Below are 16,290 nucleotides of genomic sequence, written 5' to 3' on the forward strand. Positions count from 1 at the left end.
TGACTCAGGATTTTGATGATTTCGCTGATTTCACTGATTTGATCATTTTTGATTTTAAAGATTTTGGGGAGATCTAAGCGGATATTTTTGCTTAGATCTCCCCAAATCTTTTTAGTTACAAAATCCCAAAAAATAAAATCAGTGAAATCAGCGAAATCATCAAAATCCTGAGTCAGACAAAATTCGCATCGCCGAAGGCGATCACTACTTTATCGCCGAAAAAAGCCGGCCCCACCTGATGCGGTGATGATGAACGCTCATCCAGATGATCCACGCCTTCCCCACTATATGATCTTCCGGAACGTAGCCCCAGAAACGGGAGTCCATCGATTCCCGGCGGTTGTCTCCCATCATCCAGTAGTAATTCATTTTAAAGGTGTAGGTAGTTGTTTCCTGGTTATTGATATAGATCTTCCCGTTTACCACGCGGAGCGTATTGTGTTCATAGGTAGCTATAATACGGCTGTAAAAAGGTAGTGTAAGCGTATCCAGTTTTACGGTGGCGCCCTTACGGGGAATATACAGCGGACCGAAACAATCCTCATTCCACTCATAATGTTTTGTATCAAAAGGAAATACCCTGGAATCAGCAAAGGCGTCGTATACATACCGTTCCACGGTGGCGCCCATGGCTTTCAGGGTATCAATATTGGCGGTGGTAAGGTTATAGATGAACATACCGGAATCGCGCGTGGCGCGCTGAATATGATCTGTTCCCAGTACATCGCGCATTGAGTCTGTGAGTTCCTTTTTATCAGGCATAGTTACATAATACCTGGCTTCAAAATGTACCGGCGAAGCCGTAGCAGCATGATTGATATACACAATGCCGTCAATGATCTGCAGGGTATCGCCGGGAATGGCAATACACCGTTTGATCCAGTTTTCCCTTTTATCTACCGGCCGGACAACCGGTGCAGGATAATTTTCATGCACATACTCCGTACCCCGTGAACGTATATTTGTGTAGTAATCCTCATCATCTCCGGCAATGGTTTTCAGTACTGTGTCGCCGCAGGGATAATTGAATACCACCACATCGTTGCGCTGTATGCTGCTGAAACCGGGAAGCCGCGTATAAGGCCATTGAACTGCAGTGGAAAAGGGTTTGGTATTTTTGGTAAAAGGAAGGGTATGATGGGTGAAAGGCCAGGCCAGCGGCGTAATGGGAATACGGGGACCATAACTGATCTTACTGACAAAAATAAAATCGTTGATCAGCAGCGTTTTTTCCATGGAGGCACTTGGGATAACAAAGGCTTCAAAGATAAAGGTACGGATAAGGGTAGCGGCAACCACAGCAAAAAGAGCAGCTTCTATCCATTCTCTCACCTTCGATTTCTTCCTTGCGCCTTCTTCCGGCTGCTGTACATCGCTGAAAGAAAAATTCATTTTAAACCTGGTTTTGGGATAAGTAACTACTAACAATTTAACTAATTATACCCATATCCTTCTAAAATTTATATAAGCAGAAAAGGCTGCTGCAATGACGCAGTAAGTAACACTGAAAAGGCTTTACAGTACTATCATACAGCCGCTGACCACCGTTATAAAAATTAGTATTATTATACCAGGATCTGCAAAAAAGTATCATACCCGGTTATTCTTTTTAAAAAATTTGAGGAAGATAAAATCGTTTTATTAAATTGCTCTGCGTAACCACTTCAGTAGTTATACATTTACCCACGTTACAAACACAATTACCATGCATACGTCGAGACGTTCATTCATACAACAAACCGGGCTTATAGCCGCCGGTATGATGTTACCCGGCGCATTGTCTGCCATGACAGGCAACAAAGCGCTGCCAAAGAAAATAGGTTTACAGCTGTACACCCTGCGCGACCAGCTGGCCAAAGATCCCAAAGGCACCTTGGCTAAAGTGGCCGGCATCGGCTACAAAGAAGTAGAAACTTTTTACGGTTACCAGGGTGCAGGCGACACCGGCGAATTTTGGGGACTGAAGCCCGCAGAATTAAGCGCCGTGTTAAAACAATACCAGCTGAATACGCCCAGCGGCCACTATCAGCTCAATGATTACCTTACCAAAGGCAATGGCAACGCCGATGCATTGCAACCGCAAATAGACCTGGCAGCAGCACTCGGACAACAATACTTTATTGTGCCTGTGTTACCGCTTTCCCTGTGGGATAAAAAACTTGGGGCAGATGATTATAAGTTCATGGCCGAACAACTGAACAAAGCCGGTGAACAATGTAAAAAAGCAAACCTGAAGATCGGTTACCATAATCACTACTGGGAGTTCAAACCCCTGGCCGACAGCAGCAGCACCGGTTACGAGGTAATGCTGAAAGAAACCGACCCTTCACTCGTTACCTTTGAACTGGATCTTTTCTGGGCCGTAAAATCCGGACATGATCCCATCACCCTGTTTAAAGAAGCACCCGGCAGATTTGTAGCCTGGCATGTGAAAGACATGGATAAATCCAATACTGCCAGTCTTACCGCCACAGGCACTGAAAACAAAACCTCCATGGAACTGCTCTCCGGCGTCACCTTCGCAGAAGTGGGAACCGGCAGCATCGACTTCTCAAAGATCTTCGCCCAGGCAAAACTGGCCGGCGTAAAACACCTTTTCGTAGAACAGGACAAAATCACCATCGAACCATTCGACAGCATCACCCAAAGCTATAAATACGTGAAGAACGTATTACTGAAATAGCGGATTTTGTCTGACTCAGGATTAAACTGATTACACTGATTACACTGATTTGATTACTTTGGATTTAGAAGATTCGGGAAGATTTAAGCGGATACTTTCGCTTTTATCTCCCCGAATCATTTAAAATCCTAAAATCCTAAAAAATAAAATCAGGGTAATCAGTGTAATCAGTTTAATCCTGAGTCAGACAAAATTCGCGTAACTTGCGCGAAAGCAAGTAACATATGGCAATGCATGAATTTGAAACATTGGTGGAACTCTCTGTTCTTTGCCTGGATAAAAGCCAGGAAGAAGGACTGGACCGCAGAAGCCTCTTTTTTAACCTGTACAAATTACAACAGCAATACGATACCGCCTTCACACATTTCCGGGTAATGGACGTGTTAATCAAACATCATTTCGTATATACTTTTCCCGTTAGCGCACATCCGGCCTATACCCCCCATGCTGCCTGGTTTGACGCACTGGCTGCCAGCCGGAAATTCAGCTTCATATACCGCAACCCCACGGCGGAATGGGACCAGGAAACCAATCCGGTAGCCGGTTACGCCAATTTCGATTTTACTACCCAGTCTTACATTATGTATTGCGATGCCGGCTCTTTTCTCTGGGCCGATATGGCTGCCAATGGCGTCCTTACCGGTAATGATGCCATAGCGCCGGAGAAAACCGATATCTTCTCACTGGCACATGAAGTAGCGGAAGCCGCCGGCGAACAAAAAGATAAAGACGTGCTGGGCCTGTGGTACCAGTTGCTTCCTTACATGGTAATGGAAGCGGAACAGGAAGGAGAACCCATTCACTACAAAGCGCTGGAAGCTATCCTTGACCTGGTGGTAACTAACGATGCCATACCTGATGAAGGATTGCCGCCGGCAGATGAACTGCCTGAAGGCGGTGAACTGGGCAAATTCTGCAAATGGTGGTACGCCCCCGCAGCAGATAAAATGCCTGCCACTGCACCGGAACAAACAGAAGCAGAAATAGACCTCGAAGCCGTACCCTTTAAAGCACAGGTGGAAAAAAGCGCGGCATGGTACGAACAACAGGTAGCGGAAATACTGCAGGAAGCGAATACTGCCATCACAGAAATGGAAGACAACGGCGCCAGTGAAGCTACACAGCAAAATGTTTTCAGCCGCCTGCAGGAAGGACTGGTTTATGCAGATAAGGGACTGGAACTATCGCCGGATGAACCCGGGTTGCTGATGAACAAAGGCTCCATCCTCATGCTGCTGGAACAATATGACCAGGCGCTTGCCACTTACGATAAAGCACTCGCACTTGCCCCCGGTAATGCCTATGTGCATATGAACCGGGCAGTGCTTTTTTATCATATGGAACAGATCCCCGAAGCTATCGCCTCTTTTGAACGCCTGCTGCAGCTGGAACCGGGAAATGAATTTGCGCAGCAATGGCTCTCACACCTGAAAAACGAGGAACAATAAGCAAACAGAAGATATTGAAAAGGCGCCCGGCCCCGTATTGCCGGGTGCTTCAAACCCCGCGGACAAATTTACCTGGCGCAGCATTTTCACGATCTCTTAAGATCATCCGCATAACAGGATCAACGGTGCTGTTCATATATAAAACAGGACTCCCGTGTAAAAAAATACAATTCCGTTCATCTATTTTAAAACCCAAATACCGGATTTATTTACTAACTTATTAGGGATTAAATCTGGTAGCAAATGCCACAGGAAAACGACCAACAACACTATCCGCAAAAGAAGGATAAACATGAAGCCCGCCGCGACTTCCTGAAACAATCTTCCGCAGTGATGGCACTGGCGCTTACGCCACCGCTGGTAATAAAAGCGGCTCAGCACGATGAAGCCATCGCCGGTATCTTTGAGAAGATGCCTGTAAGCATGGAAATCAATGGAAAAAAAGTACAGGTTACGGTAGAACCACGCGTTACATTACTGGATCTGCTCAGGGAACAGCTACAGCTTACCGGCACCAAAAAAGGCTGTGATCATGGCCAGTGCGGCGCCTGTACCGTACATGTGGACGGGCACCGGATCAATTCCTGTTTAACACTGGCAGTGATGCAGGAAGGAAAAAAGATCACTACCATTGAAGGTATTGCTAATGGCGAACAACTACACCCGGTACAGGAAGCATTCATTAAGCACGATGGCTTCCAGTGCGGCTATTGCACCCCCGGACAAATCATGTCGGCCGTAGCCTGCATCCGTGAAGGCCATGCCGGTTCTCCTGAAGAAATAAGGGAATTTATGAGTGGTAATATTTGCCGCTGCGGCGCTTATGATAATATTGTTCATGCCATCATGGACGTAAAACAGGGAGGGAAAACAGTATGAATCAATTTTCCTATGTACGGCCCGCCAGCATGAAAGCCGCTGTTGATGCCGTGGCAAAAGACAAATCCGCCCGCTTTATTGCCGGCGGTACCAACCTGCTGGACCTGATGAAAAACGGTGTAATGATCCCGGAAAAACTGGTAGACATTAACCGTTTACCCTTGAAAGATATCCGGCTGAATGGCAACACACTTCATATTGGCGCCCTGGCGCTTAATAGTGAATTAGCCGCACATGAACTGGTAACCACACATCATCCGTTACTGTCGCAGGCCCTGCTGGCAGGCGCTTCACAACAACTCCGCAACATGGCCACTGTAGGCGGTAATATGATGCAGCGCACCCGCTGCACCTATTTCTACGATACTACTATGCCCTGTAATAAGCGCAGCCCTGATAGCGGCTGCGGCGCTATCGGCGGCATCAACCGTATGCATGCCATCTTCGGGGCAAGCGACAACTGCATTGCGGTACACCCAAGCGATATGTGCGTGGCGCTGGCCGCACTGGATGCTACCGTACTGGTAACCGGCCCCAAAGGTGACCGCCGCATTCCTTTTACGGATTTTCACCGCCTGCCGGGCAATACTCCCGAGCTGGATAACAACCTGGCAAAAGGAGAACTCATTACCGCCGTGGAAATTCCTGCTAACGCCTACACGAAAAATGTATACTACCTGAAGGTACGGGACCGCGCCTCCTATGCGTTTGCCCTGGTATCGGTGGCCGCCGCCCTGGACATCAGCAACAACGTGATCCGGAGCGCCCGCCTGGCTATGGGCGGGGTAGCGCACAAACCATGGCGACTGTATGAGGCAGAGAAAGCACTGGCCGGCAAGGCGCCCACGGAAGAAAATTTCCGCCAGGCAGCCACCATCGCATTGCAATCTGCCAAAACATACCCCCATAACCAGTTCAAAAAAGGTTTATCCGTAAACAGTATTCAAACCGCTTTACTAAAAGCCGCCAGCGTATGAAAAAGCAACAAACAGGACAGTCGATGGACCGTGTAGATGGCCGCCTGAAAGTAACCGGCGGTGCAAAATATTTCGCAGATCATCACCTGCCAGACCTTCTGTATGCCGCACTGGTATGCAGCCCCATCAGCAATGGCACCATCAGAAGCATCAACACCACCAAAGCATTAAAGGCCCCCGGCGTGGCGGATGTGGTATCCCACCTGAACGCACCACCGGTACCGGGATATAAAAATGACGACCCCGGCGCGAAAGATGGCCTTAAAATATTTAAAGATAACCGCATTTATTCCAACGGGCAGCCCGTAGCCGTAGTATTGGCCAACACGCTGGAACGCGCAGTGCATGCCGCTTCCCTGGTGGAGGTACAATACAACCAGGAAACACACTACACCGATATGAACGCCAGCATAGGCAAAGCTTTCCAGAATAACCGGATGAAAGACTATACGCGCGGCGAGGCAGATGCATGGAAAAAAGCGGCTGTTACCGTGGATGCCACTTATACCATCCCGCTGGAAGTACATAATCCTATGGAGCTGGCAGGCATCATTGCGCACTGGGATACGCCGGATACGCTGGTGCTGTACGCGAAAACACAGGGCGTAAAAAATGTGCAGGACACCGTGAAAAGATTGTTCCAGTTACCGGAACAGAATATCACCGTGCATTCCCGCTTTGTAGGCGGCGGGTTTGGCATGGGTTTACGCGTATGGCCCATGGAAGTAGCTACCATACTGGCCGCTAAGAAAATACGCAAACCGGTAAAGCTGGTGATCACACGCGAACAGATGTTCACCCTGGTGGGTTATCGCCCCAGTGCAGTACAGCAGCTAAGCCTTGGCGCTACCACCGATGGTAAGCTCACCGGCATCACCCATGAAGCGGTAGCCGTTACTTCTCCTTATGAAGATTTCACAGAAGGCATTGTAGCCATGAGTAAATTCATGTATGCATGCCCTAATGTAAATACCCGTTATAAACTGGTAGCACTCAACCTGAGCACGCCCGTTTGGATGCGCGGCCCCGGCGAAGCTACCGGCGCATTTGCACTGGAATCAGCCATTGATGAGCTGTCTTACAAACTCAACATCGATCCGCTTCAGCTCAGGATCCTGAACCATGCGGATACCGATCCCGAAAAAGACCTGCCTTTCTCCAGCAAATACCTGAAAGAAGCTTACGAACTGGGCGCGGAAAAAATCGGGTGGACTAACCGGAAAGCAGCTCCCCGCAGTATGCAGGAAGATGGGATGCTGGTAGGATACGGTATGAGCAGCGGTACTTTTGGCGCCTTCCGTGGCAAGGCTACGGTATCGGCTACACTAAAAGCCGATGGCTCCCTTATTCTCCGGAGCGCAGCTGCTGATATTGGCCCGGGTACCGCTACTGCCATGGTGCAGATAGCGGCAGATGTAACCGGTATTGCGCCTTCAAAAATACAATTCATGCTCGGTGAATCAACCTACCCTTTTGCACCACAGCAGGGAGGCTCTTCTACAGTATCTACACTTGGTAGCGCCGTAACAGACGCCTGTAAGGCATTGCAGCAAAAGCTGGCGTCTATGGCTATCAGTAACATACCGGCATTTAAAAATGCAGCACCGGAAAGCATTGTTTTTGAAGATGGACAACTGCTGAGAGCCGGTCAGCCGGAAAAAATAACTTACGAATCCATTCTCCAACAGCAACAGTTACCGGAAGTAAATGTAGTAGCTACCTCGCAAAGCGGGGAAGAAAGGAAAAAGTATTCCATGTACTCTTTCTCTGTACACTTTACCAAAGTACACGTACACCCGGATACGGGCGTAGTGCGGATAAAACATATTGTAAGCGTGGCCGATGCAGGCACCATCGTAAACACCAAAACCGCCCGCAGCCAGATGATAGGCGGCGTGGTAGGCGGCATTGGCATGGCCCTCACCGAAGAAGCCATACTGGATCACCGCTTCGGACGTTTTGTAAATAATAATTATGCAGACTACCACGTTCCCGTAAATGCAGATACACCTCCCACTGATGTGTATTTCATCAATAAAAAAGATCCTTACATCAACCCCATGGGATCCAAAGGTATGGGGGAAATTGCGCTGATCGGATTTGCTGCGGCGGTTTCCAATGCCGTGTATCATGCAACCGGCAAGCGCGTGCGTGATCTGCCCATCACCCCAGATAAGCTACTGGATGAAAAAAGCGCAAAGCAATGGAAAGTGGAAAATAAAATGAATACATGAAAGAACTGGAAGACATCATAAAATCATATTATGCCGCCTGCAGCCAGGGAATAAAAACAGCGCTGGCAACAGTAGTGCATGTAGAAGGCTCTGCTTACCGTCAACCCGGTGCAAAAATGCTGGTAACGGAAAATGGCGTCCTCACCGGCGCCATCAGCGGGGGCTGCCTGGAAGGCGATGCCCTGCGGAAAGCGCAGCTGGTAATGATGCAACAGCAGCCTATGCTGGTAACCTACGATACCAATGACGAAGACGATGCCAAACTGGGGGTAGGCCTCGGATGCAACGGTATCATTCACATATTGCTGGAGCCGGTGAATGCGGAAGATCCACTCAATGCGGTAACCATGCTGGAGGAAATAATATCCCACCGCGCCCCTGCCGTATTGGTGACCCTGTTTACACTACACCGGCGTAAAGGACCACAGCCCGGTACCTGCCTGGTATTAACGGCCAACGGTAAAATGCATCACTGCATACCGGACCAGCAGCTGCAAAGCGCTATCACCAGCGATGCACATTATGCCCTGCAATCACACACCTCATTCACAAAAACATACCTTTCTACCGGTAACGATTATACAACACATACCTCCTACATTCCGCCAGCGCCTCAACTCCTGGTGGCCGGCGCCGGTAATGATGTGATCCCGCTGGTAAAAATGGCGGCTCTCCTCGGATGGCATACCATTGTAATTGATGGCCGCCCCGGTTATGCCACCACCGCAAGGTTCCCGGAAGCTACACAGGTGCTCATGGCCAAACCCGCACAAGCACTCTCACAGCTGCAAACAGACCCGTATACCGCCGCTGTGCTGATGACGCATAACTATAACTACGACCTTGCCCTGCTGGCACAACTGCTGCCGCTGCCGCTCGCCTATATCGGCGTACTGGGCCCCGTTAAAAAGCTGCAACGCATGCTGGACGAACTGGCGGAAAACAACATCTGCGTTACCCGGCAACAACGGGCACGCATACACGGTCCCGCAGGGTTGGATCTGGGTGCAGAAACCGCAGCCGAAATTGCATTGTCAGTGATCAGTGAAATAAAATCTGTGCTGTCTGCCGCAGCGGCCACCTCATTGCGGGAAAAAACAACTGCCATTCATTCACGCGAACAACAGATCATCCTTCAACAACATCTATAATGAAAACAACCGGTATCATTATCCTGGCCGCAGGCGCCTCCAAACGACTTGGAACTCCCAAACAGCAACTCCCTTTCCAAAATAAAAGCCTGCTGCAAAATGTAGTACATGCCACCCATTACTGCAATATGCCCACCGTGGTAGTGCTGGGCGCCTTTGCCACCCAGATCAGGGAACAACTGGTCGCCGAAAAAGTACATACCGTTGTAAACCCCAACTGGCCGGCCGGTATGGGCGGCTCTATCCGTACCGGTTTACAACACCTGCAACGCATTGCGCCGCAGGTAAGCAATGCATTGTTACTGTTGTGCGACCAGCCCTTTATTACTTCCTCCCTGCTGGAAGAAATGATTACATTGAAAAATACTTCCGGTAAAGCCATTGTTGCCTGCACCTACGGCGATGCCACCGGTACCCCTGCCCTCTTTGGCCAATCATTTTTTCCACAGCTGCTGGCCCTGAACGGCCAGGAAGGCGCTAAAAAAATACTGCTGCAACACCCCGGGCAGGTTGCTACAGTACACTTTCCCCAGGGAGCAATAGATATAGATACCACCGCCGACTATGAACAACTGCTTACCAGCGGAAAATGATCAACCCGCAAAAAATATTTTTTGGTGAATAAAATGACATACTTATATTTGTCTACAAGATTGGTAGACTAATAAAAATCATACCCGCCATGAACACAGATCAAAATCATCAAAACCCGCGCCTGTTAAGCGCATCAACCAACCGCCCCTTAATAGCGGCATCTTATTGTTGTTGTTAACACCCACCCCACCCTGCGGTCGCTCCACCAATTGCCGCTACATCATTTCCCATTTCAACAACTGATTTATCACTGTCAACACAAAAAAATTTCGTCATGAAAACGACAAACCAACCCGTATTCTCTCTCTCCGGGGGAGTAACTGCAGCACATCTTGCATGGTTCCGCACCTATGGTATCATACAGTTTAAAAACTTCCTGGACAAAAACGCGCTCGCCACGGTGCATGAAGAAGTACAGCGCGTACAGGAATTACTGATCCGTAATAATATTCAGAAGGTAAATGGCATTCCGCTGAAATTCGGTACAGATGTGGATGGCAGCCCATTGATCCAGCGCATCGCCTTCGCCTCTCACTACAGCAATGTGCTGCGTGAATTACTGAAAGACCGGAAACTACAATCACTCACTACTTTGTTAGGTCCTTACTCCGGCAGGATCGGCGAAAATGAAAAAGACGGCCTGGTGGTAAATCATTATGTAAATACTACCGAGAGCCGGTTCAAACAACTGGGCTGGCACACGGATAGTCCACGCGACCTGTTCCTGGGTTCACGCATCCTTCCCATGCTGAATGTGGGTATTCACCTGGACAATTGCCCGTTGGATAACGGCGGTCTGAGAGTATTGCCCGGCACACACGAACAGGGCCTGTTCAAACTCCTGTTCAGGAAAAAATACTTTATCGATAACAACCCCGATGAAAAGGAAGCAGGCTTTGATATTGAAGCCGGCGACCTCACCGTTCACGACGGACGCCTCTGGCACCGGGTGCAGCAATCGCCCTATACCGGCGAAAAAAGCCGCAGAAGAGTGATGTACATTCCCATCATCACCGGTGCATATCAGCCTAAAACAATCGATAGTCCTACGCCTTTTTATCATAAACTGGCGCATCTCAAACAACATCTGTATGGCGGCAAACCGCAATGGACGAATATAAAAGCCCGGTCCGGAAGCCTTGCAGAAGTAAACACTCCATCTCTCTAAAAATACAATCCGATGTCATACGCATTAATAACCGGCGCAGCCAAAGGAATAGGAAAGGCCATTGCTGCACAACTCGCGGAAAGAAATTATCATCTGCTGCTGGTAGATATAGATGAAAAAACATTATCTGCCACAGCGGAAGCAATCGCAGCACAATATCACGTTAACGTACATACGCTGCACCAGGATCTGTCGGCGGCTGATGCATTACAAAATGTTACTGCCTGGAGCAGTACATGGCATGATTCCCTCTCCGTAGTGGTGAACAACGCCGGTTACGGCATCAACGGGGCCTTTGAACAGCTTACGTTGCAGGAGCAGTTCAATATCATTGATGTGAATATCAGGGCACAGGTAGGTTTGTCTTATGCCTATATACCGGTGCTGCGTAAATTTCCGAGAGCATACCTGCTTAATCTTGCCAGCACCACTGCCTATCAAACAGTGCCTTATCTTAACATCTACGCATCTACGAAGGCCTTTGCACTTTCTTTTACCCGGGGGCTCCGGTATGAGCTGAGGCATTCTCCCATATCAGTGAGCGTACTGAGCCCCGGCAGCACCGATACCGATTTTGTAAACAGGGCGCGCATGGGCGATTATACCCGCAACGTAGCCAACCGTTTCAACATGACGCCGGAAAGGGTCGCTAAAATTGCGGTGGACGGGCTCTTCAAAGGCAAAGCGGAAATTGTGCCCGGCTTTACCAATAAGCTGAATGCCTGGCTGCCAAAATTCTTCCCCAAATTGTTTGTAGAAAAAATTGCGGCGGGCATCTATGAGCCCAAAGAAAAAGAAGCTGGCACAATGGCACTCCCTACCTGATACCCAGGTGCTGCTTAATGAGAAAGCAGCATCGGAAATGATGCCGCTTTCCCAGGCATATGGGAATAACATTTGTAGTGCTGTTATAAAAAGATATGGCAACTACAGGCATTCATATTGGCACATCAGGCTGGAGCTATAAACACTGGAAAGAAATATTCTATCCTGCCGGGCTGAAGCCTGCTGATTATCTTTCTTTTTATGCAGGGAAATTCAAAGTCACAGAAATAAACACCAGCTTTTATCATCTGCCCAAACCCACTACGGTAAAAGGCTGGATAGAAAAGGTACCTGCACGGTTCTATTTCTGCCCGAAGATCAGCCGTTATATCACCCACGTAAAAAGATTGCTGGACCCCGAAGAATCTTTACCCAAATTTTTTGACCTGTTCGATCCTTTTTTAAAACACCTGGGGCCGGTACTGATCCAGCTGCCACCCTCTGCCGCGTTTGAAGAAGAAAGAGCCAGCCACTTTTTCAACGTGCTCACAAAAACCTACCGTGGTTATCATTTCGCATTGGAAGCCCGGCACAAAAGCTGGCTCTCTGATGAAGCAATGGCGCTGCTGCAGCAATATAAGATCGCCTGGGTTATTGCGCTGTCGGGCCACCGGTGGCCGTTTGCAGAAGCTATCACCGCAAAACATATCTATGTCCGTTTCCACGGACCCGACGGTAAATACGATAAACTATATCCTGAAAAAACGATGGATACCTACGCGGGAAAATTCAGGGAATGGCAGCAGGATAAACATACCATCTGGGCATTCTTTAACAACGACGGGCACGGTTATGCTTTGCAGAATGCCTCCCAACTCATTACTTTACTCAAATAATGAGCTGGTGGCCGTTACCAGGCGATACAAAAATTTTTATGGCAGCTACTTACTCAAATAATTCCTGCTCGTCTGTATAATAAGTTTTCCGGCCTCCACCGGTGTCTTTCTTAATAGGCGCGCCACCGGGACTTTCAGTTAATTTAGCGTTATGCACCAGCATAAAATCACGCACTTCGCCATTGATGATGTCCGGGTTACTTTTCAGGATCTTCTTTTCGGCTGCTTCCAGGATCTTCTTTACGGATTTTAAAAGCGCTTTGATCTTGGGCGCCGGTATTTTATTGCAGATGGAAAAAGGAGAGATCCTGGCGTCCCACAGGATATCATCTGCGTAAGCATTTCCAATTCCCAGCACATTATGCTGGTCCAGCAAATATTTTTTTATGGTAATCTTTTTCTTTGCCAGTTGTGCTTTAAGATAACTTTCATTGAAGTCGTCCGACAATGCATCAGGGGCTGTTTTATCTTCGGGATCCAGTTGAACGTTGGCGGCAGCCTGGAAATCCGTTAATGCCAGCCCGGTACCATCTGCAAACAACAACTCCGCGATGGTATGCTTTTGTTCATTCTCCTTTTCAAACAAATACAGCTTTCCATGCAGCATTAAGTGCATTCCCAGCACATGCCCGTTTTTAAATACAAAATGCAGCTCTTTTCCTACCCGTTGTATATGCTGCAACGGCTGTGCTTCCAGGGCGGCTTTCAGGTCTGCTTCTTTAACACGCAGTTTCTTTGCATTTTTTACAGTAACGGATTTCAGCTTTTTATGCAGCAGCGCCTTTTCCAGGTTATGGCGGAAGGCTTGCAGATCGGGTAATTCAGGCATGACGCTTTTTTTAAGATAAATTAAGGATTATGACGGAAATAACCACTTATACATATTTTTCATGTATGTGAACAGCCTGTTAAAAATACCCGTCTAACAGCCTCAGACGGGCCTTTGGCCGCACTTTCAAGGTAAAAAAGGTTATCTTTGCAGTCTATGTTTTCTCTAAACCAATAAAACCACGGAGTGTGAACATGAAATTGAAGCAAGTGATTAAACCGTTGATCTTTATTATTACTATTATTCTTTTCGTATTTCTATTTACAAACTTTACAAATCTTACCCCTGCAAAATCCACAGCCACCGCTCAACCGGCTACTGCTGTTAAAACGGATTCTGTACAACGGGAAAGCCTGTACGACATTATGCGGCTGGACACCACCGGTCTCTCAAGAGACGCATTTGAAAATGCCATGACGGGGTATGAGCATCTGCAGGAAAACGGACGGATTAAAAATCCCGATGTGTTGTCCATTATCGACTTCTCCCTGCCCAGTACAAAAAAGCGTTTATTTGTAATAGACCTGAAGAATAAGCTGTTACTTTTTAACACGCTGGTATCTCATGGCCGAAATTCCGGTAAAGATATTGCCAATACTTTTTCAAACAAGATGAACAGCTTTAAAAGCAGTCTTGGTTTCTATATCACCGGCGATACCTACACCGGCGAACATGGCTACTCCCTCCGCCTGGAAGGAGAAGAAGCGGGCATTAATGACAACGCCCTGAGCAGGGGCATTGTTATGCACAGCGCTGATTATGTAAATGACAAGCTCGGCAAATTACAGGGCTATATCGGCCGCAGCCTGGGTTGCCCTGCCATTCCCGAAAATGTACACCGTAAAGTGATCAGCAGTATCCGTAATGGGACCTGCCTGTTCCTTTACAGCCCGGATAAATATTATTCCGCACATACAAAGATCCTTGTAAAAGACAGCAGCGCGTCTTAAACTATTTAAACAGCTTTTGTTTAAATACCGCGTCATGCTCATATACATCGGAGGCAAAATGTAATTTGCCTCCTTCCACCCACGCAGTGAAATAAGTAATGATCACCGGTACCGGGTCCTTTACCGCCACAAATTTTTCTTTCCCGCTGTTCATTGCACTATCGATCTTTTCGTTGGTCCATTGAGGTGAATCCTCCAAAACAAACTGCGCCATTTTCACCGGGTCCTTTAACCGGATACAACCATGACTGTAAGCCCTGTTGTCCCGTTCAAAAAGTCCTTTCTCCGGCGTATCATGAAAGTAAATATTATAGCTATTGGGAAACAGGAACTTAACCCTGCCCAGCGCATTATGTTCGCCGGGCTTCTGGCGGATGACCGGCAAACCATTCGCCTGCCCTGTTACCTCCATATGTTTGGACGCCAGGTAACCCCTGTTACGCTGTATTGCAGGCAGGATCTCCTTCCGCACAATACTGCGGGGAATATTCCAGTACGGGCTGAATACTACCTGGTTCAGCATTCCCGAAAACATAGTGGTGCTGTGTCCTTCTTTTCCCACCACAATATCCATATCAAAGAGGCGCTTATCTCCATCCGTTACATGCAGCACAAAGGCCGGTATATTTACGAGGATCAGCTTTCCCTGCGGCTTTACAGGCATCCATTTCATGCGTTCCATATTCACCAGCAACTGCTGCAGCCGCTCCTCCGCGGAAATATTCAGTGCATTGATCACCGTATCGTTCAATACACCGTTCTGCGTATACCCGTTACTGTTACGGAAGGTATTGATGGCCGTTTCCAGTTCATCGTTAAATATATCGGTGCTGTCGCCTGGCTTTAACTCACCGGTGATCTGCAGCCGTTTTTTCACTGCGATGATCCCGGGTGATGACTGTCCTTTCTTTAACCCTTTCTTTACCAGCGGTACCGGCTGCCAGCCTCCTTTGCGGACATATTCCCGGTAGGCTTTAAGCGGTTCCTTCATAGGGGCTACTGCCGGGAATATCTTATCATTGGTTTGAAGCATGGAATCGGCCAGTTCCATTACCGGGTAGCGTTGTGCCGGTACCATATGCTCCAGCTGGCCAATGCTCCCGCCGGTTTCCCGGAAATAGTTAATGAGCCGCCAGGTAAGTTGCAGTTCTGTTTTAATAACCTCCTTGTCGGACGGGTTGATCACCAGGCTGTCTTCATCCATCAGGTCATTCAGGCGCCTGTCCAGTGCGCGGTTGCTTACACTGTCTTTGCTGTAATTATACAGGCTCCTGAAAGCAGCCGCCTGTTCTACCGGTCCCCGGCTGTCGAACCACGCAAATTCAAAATTACGGGCATTATAAAAGCTGCGGAGCCGGTTACCAATGGTATCATCCAGTTTTTGTGAAGTAATGAATGCCGCTATGGCGGAGCTGTCCAGGAACAGGTCGTTATAGGCGTTTTCCGGGGTTATCCCGGTATTGCGGGGACTGATATGCTCACCAGATGTAGCCGGGGCTGAAGGGGAACTACAGCCATTCAGCAGGTATGCAAACAGTGTGATCAACAGGAGCTTCTTCATACCCTGTTGCCTATCAAATTAAAAGCCGTTTACGGGAATGCACCGCTATACTGGGTAAACACAGTAGCGGGCGTAGCCGCTGCGGAACAAACTGTGCATATAGTGCAACAAAAAGGTCTTCCTGCCGGCTGCAGGAAGACCTTTTCACAAAGCAT

The 16,290-nt window shown here is 48.2% G+C and carries 14 protein-coding genes; 11 read left to right on the forward strand and 3 right to left on the reverse strand.

Annotation, left to right across the window (positions count from 1 at the left end; genetic code table 11):
- Window positions 1-204 precede the first annotated feature (204 nt).
- Window positions 205-1,392, reverse strand: coding sequence for a signal peptidase I (gene lepB, locus VN105_RS17165; protein WP_325642757.1), 1,188 nt, complete (start codon window positions 1,390-1,392; stop codon window positions 205-207).
- Window positions 1,393-1,705: 313 nt separating this feature from the next.
- On the opposite strand from lepB, the gene VN105_RS17170 reads away from it, so the two are divergent.
- From VN105_RS17170 to VN105_RS17215, 10 genes are all read left to right on the forward strand, one after another.
- Window positions 1,706-2,683, forward strand: a complete 978-nt coding sequence (locus VN105_RS17170) for a sugar phosphate isomerase/epimerase (RefSeq protein ID WP_325642758.1) — start codon at window positions 1,706-1,708, stop codon at window positions 2,681-2,683.
- 224 nt (window positions 2,684-2,907) lie between these two features.
- On the forward strand, window positions 2,908-4,131 hold the full coding sequence (locus tag VN105_RS17175; RefSeq protein WP_325642759.1) for a tetratricopeptide repeat protein: 1,224 nt from the start codon (window positions 2,908-2,910) through the stop codon (window positions 4,129-4,131).
- Between the two features lie 243 nt (window positions 4,132-4,374).
- A complete protein-coding gene (locus VN105_RS17180; RefSeq protein WP_325642760.1) occupies window positions 4,375-5,010 on the forward strand; it encodes a 2Fe-2S iron-sulfur cluster-binding protein in 636 nt (211 codons plus the stop codon).
- The gene (locus VN105_RS17185) at window positions 5,007-5,987 is read left to right on the forward strand and encodes a xanthine dehydrogenase family protein subunit M (protein ID WP_325642761.1); all 981 of its coding nucleotides are present in this window, start codon (window positions 5,007-5,009) and stop codon (window positions 5,985-5,987) included. Before VN105_RS17180 ends, VN105_RS17185 begins: the two co-directional genes overlap by 4 nt.
- Window positions 5,984-8,221 carry a xanthine dehydrogenase family protein molybdopterin-binding subunit gene (locus VN105_RS17190; RefSeq protein ID WP_325642762.1) on the forward strand — a complete coding sequence of 746 codons (2,238 nt, stop codon included), beginning with the start codon at window positions 5,984-5,986 and terminating at the stop codon, window positions 8,219-8,221. The genes VN105_RS17185 and VN105_RS17190 overlap by 4 nt, the downstream gene beginning before the upstream one ends.
- Complete coding sequence (locus tag VN105_RS17195; RefSeq protein WP_325642763.1) at window positions 8,218-9,372, forward strand: XdhC/CoxI family protein; 1,155 nt, start codon at window positions 8,218-8,220, stop codon at window positions 9,370-9,372. Before VN105_RS17190 ends, VN105_RS17195 begins: the two co-directional genes overlap by 4 nt.
- On the forward strand, window positions 9,372-9,965 hold the full coding sequence (locus VN105_RS17200) for a nucleotidyltransferase family protein (RefSeq protein WP_325642764.1): 594 nt from the start codon (window positions 9,372-9,374) through the stop codon (window positions 9,963-9,965). The genes VN105_RS17195 and VN105_RS17200 overlap by 1 nt, the downstream gene beginning before the upstream one ends.
- 275 nt (window positions 9,966-10,240) lie before the next feature.
- Window positions 10,241-11,134, forward strand: coding sequence for a phytanoyl-CoA dioxygenase family protein (locus VN105_RS17205; protein WP_325642765.1), 894 nt, complete (start codon window positions 10,241-10,243; stop codon window positions 11,132-11,134).
- A gap of 12 nt (window positions 11,135-11,146) precedes the next feature.
- Window positions 11,147-11,959 (forward strand): SDR family oxidoreductase, encoded by an 813-nt coding sequence (locus tag VN105_RS17210; protein ID WP_325642766.1) that lies wholly within the window; start codon window positions 11,147-11,149, stop codon window positions 11,957-11,959.
- A 95-nt stretch (window positions 11,960-12,054) separates the two neighbouring features.
- Window positions 12,055-12,795 (forward strand): DUF72 domain-containing protein, encoded by a 741-nt coding sequence (locus VN105_RS17215; RefSeq protein WP_325642767.1) that lies wholly within the window; start codon window positions 12,055-12,057, stop codon window positions 12,793-12,795.
- A gap of 49 nt (window positions 12,796-12,844) precedes the next feature.
- Here VN105_RS17215 and VN105_RS17220 read toward each other — a convergent pair whose 3' ends face one another.
- A complete protein-coding gene (locus VN105_RS17220) occupies window positions 12,845-13,624 on the reverse strand; it encodes an Fpg/Nei family DNA glycosylase (RefSeq protein WP_325642768.1) in 780 nt (259 codons plus the stop codon).
- 194 nt (window positions 13,625-13,818) lie between these two features.
- Between VN105_RS17220 and VN105_RS17225 the strand changes: the two genes are divergently transcribed.
- Window positions 13,819-14,574, forward strand: coding sequence for a murein L,D-transpeptidase catalytic domain family protein (locus VN105_RS17225; RefSeq protein WP_325642769.1), 756 nt, complete (start codon window positions 13,819-13,821; stop codon window positions 14,572-14,574).
- Between the two features lies 1 nt (window position 14,575).
- On the opposite strand, the gene VN105_RS17230 is transcribed toward VN105_RS17225, so the two are convergent.
- Entirely contained in the window at window positions 14,576-16,135 is a 1,560-nt protein-coding gene (locus VN105_RS17230) for a L,D-transpeptidase family protein (protein WP_325642770.1), read from the reverse strand.
- Between the last annotated feature and the right edge of the window lie 155 nt (window positions 16,136-16,290).

The organism is Chitinophaga sp., from assembly GCF_035564935.1.
In the GTDB taxonomy this organism is placed as follows: domain Bacteria; phylum Bacteroidota; class Bacteroidia; order Chitinophagales; family Chitinophagaceae; genus Chitinophaga.

Bases quoted from the DNA above. Each gene is read 5' to 3' on its own strand.
- lepB (WP_325642757.1), bottom strand. From the start codon at position 1,392: ATGAATTTTTCTTTCAGCGATGTACAGCAGCCGGAAGAAGGCGCAAGG.
- VN105_RS17170 (WP_325642758.1), top strand. From the start codon at position 1,706: ATGCATACGTCGAGACGTTCATTCATACAACAAACCGGGCTTATAGCC.
- VN105_RS17175 (WP_325642759.1), top strand. From the start codon at position 2,908: ATGGCAATGCATGAATTTGAAACATTGGTGGAACTCTCTGTTCTTTGC.
- VN105_RS17180 (WP_325642760.1), top strand. From the start codon at position 4,375: ATGCCACAGGAAAACGACCAACAACACTATCCGCAAAAGAAGGATAAA.
- VN105_RS17185 (WP_325642761.1), top strand. From the start codon at position 5,007: ATGAATCAATTTTCCTATGTACGGCCCGCCAGCATGAAAGCCGCTGTT.
- VN105_RS17190 (WP_325642762.1), top strand. From the start codon at position 5,984: ATGAAAAAGCAACAAACAGGACAGTCGATGGACCGTGTAGATGGCCGC.
- VN105_RS17195 (WP_325642763.1), top strand. From the start codon at position 8,218: ATGAAAGAACTGGAAGACATCATAAAATCATATTATGCCGCCTGCAGC.
- VN105_RS17200 (WP_325642764.1), top strand. From the start codon at position 9,372: ATGAAAACAACCGGTATCATTATCCTGGCCGCAGGCGCCTCCAAACGA.
- VN105_RS17205 (WP_325642765.1), top strand. From the start codon at position 10,241: ATGAAAACGACAAACCAACCCGTATTCTCTCTCTCCGGGGGAGTAACT.
- VN105_RS17210 (WP_325642766.1), top strand. From the start codon at position 11,147: ATGTCATACGCATTAATAACCGGCGCAGCCAAAGGAATAGGAAAGGCC.
- VN105_RS17215 (WP_325642767.1), top strand. From the start codon at position 12,055: ATGGCAACTACAGGCATTCATATTGGCACATCAGGCTGGAGCTATAAA.
- VN105_RS17220 (WP_325642768.1), bottom strand. From the start codon at position 13,624: ATGCCTGAATTACCCGATCTGCAAGCCTTCCGCCATAACCTGGAAAAG.
- VN105_RS17225 (WP_325642769.1), top strand. From the start codon at position 13,819: ATGAAATTGAAGCAAGTGATTAAACCGTTGATCTTTATTATTACTATT.
- VN105_RS17230 (WP_325642770.1), bottom strand. From the start codon at position 16,135: ATGAAGAAGCTCCTGTTGATCACACTGTTTGCATACCTGCTGAATGGC.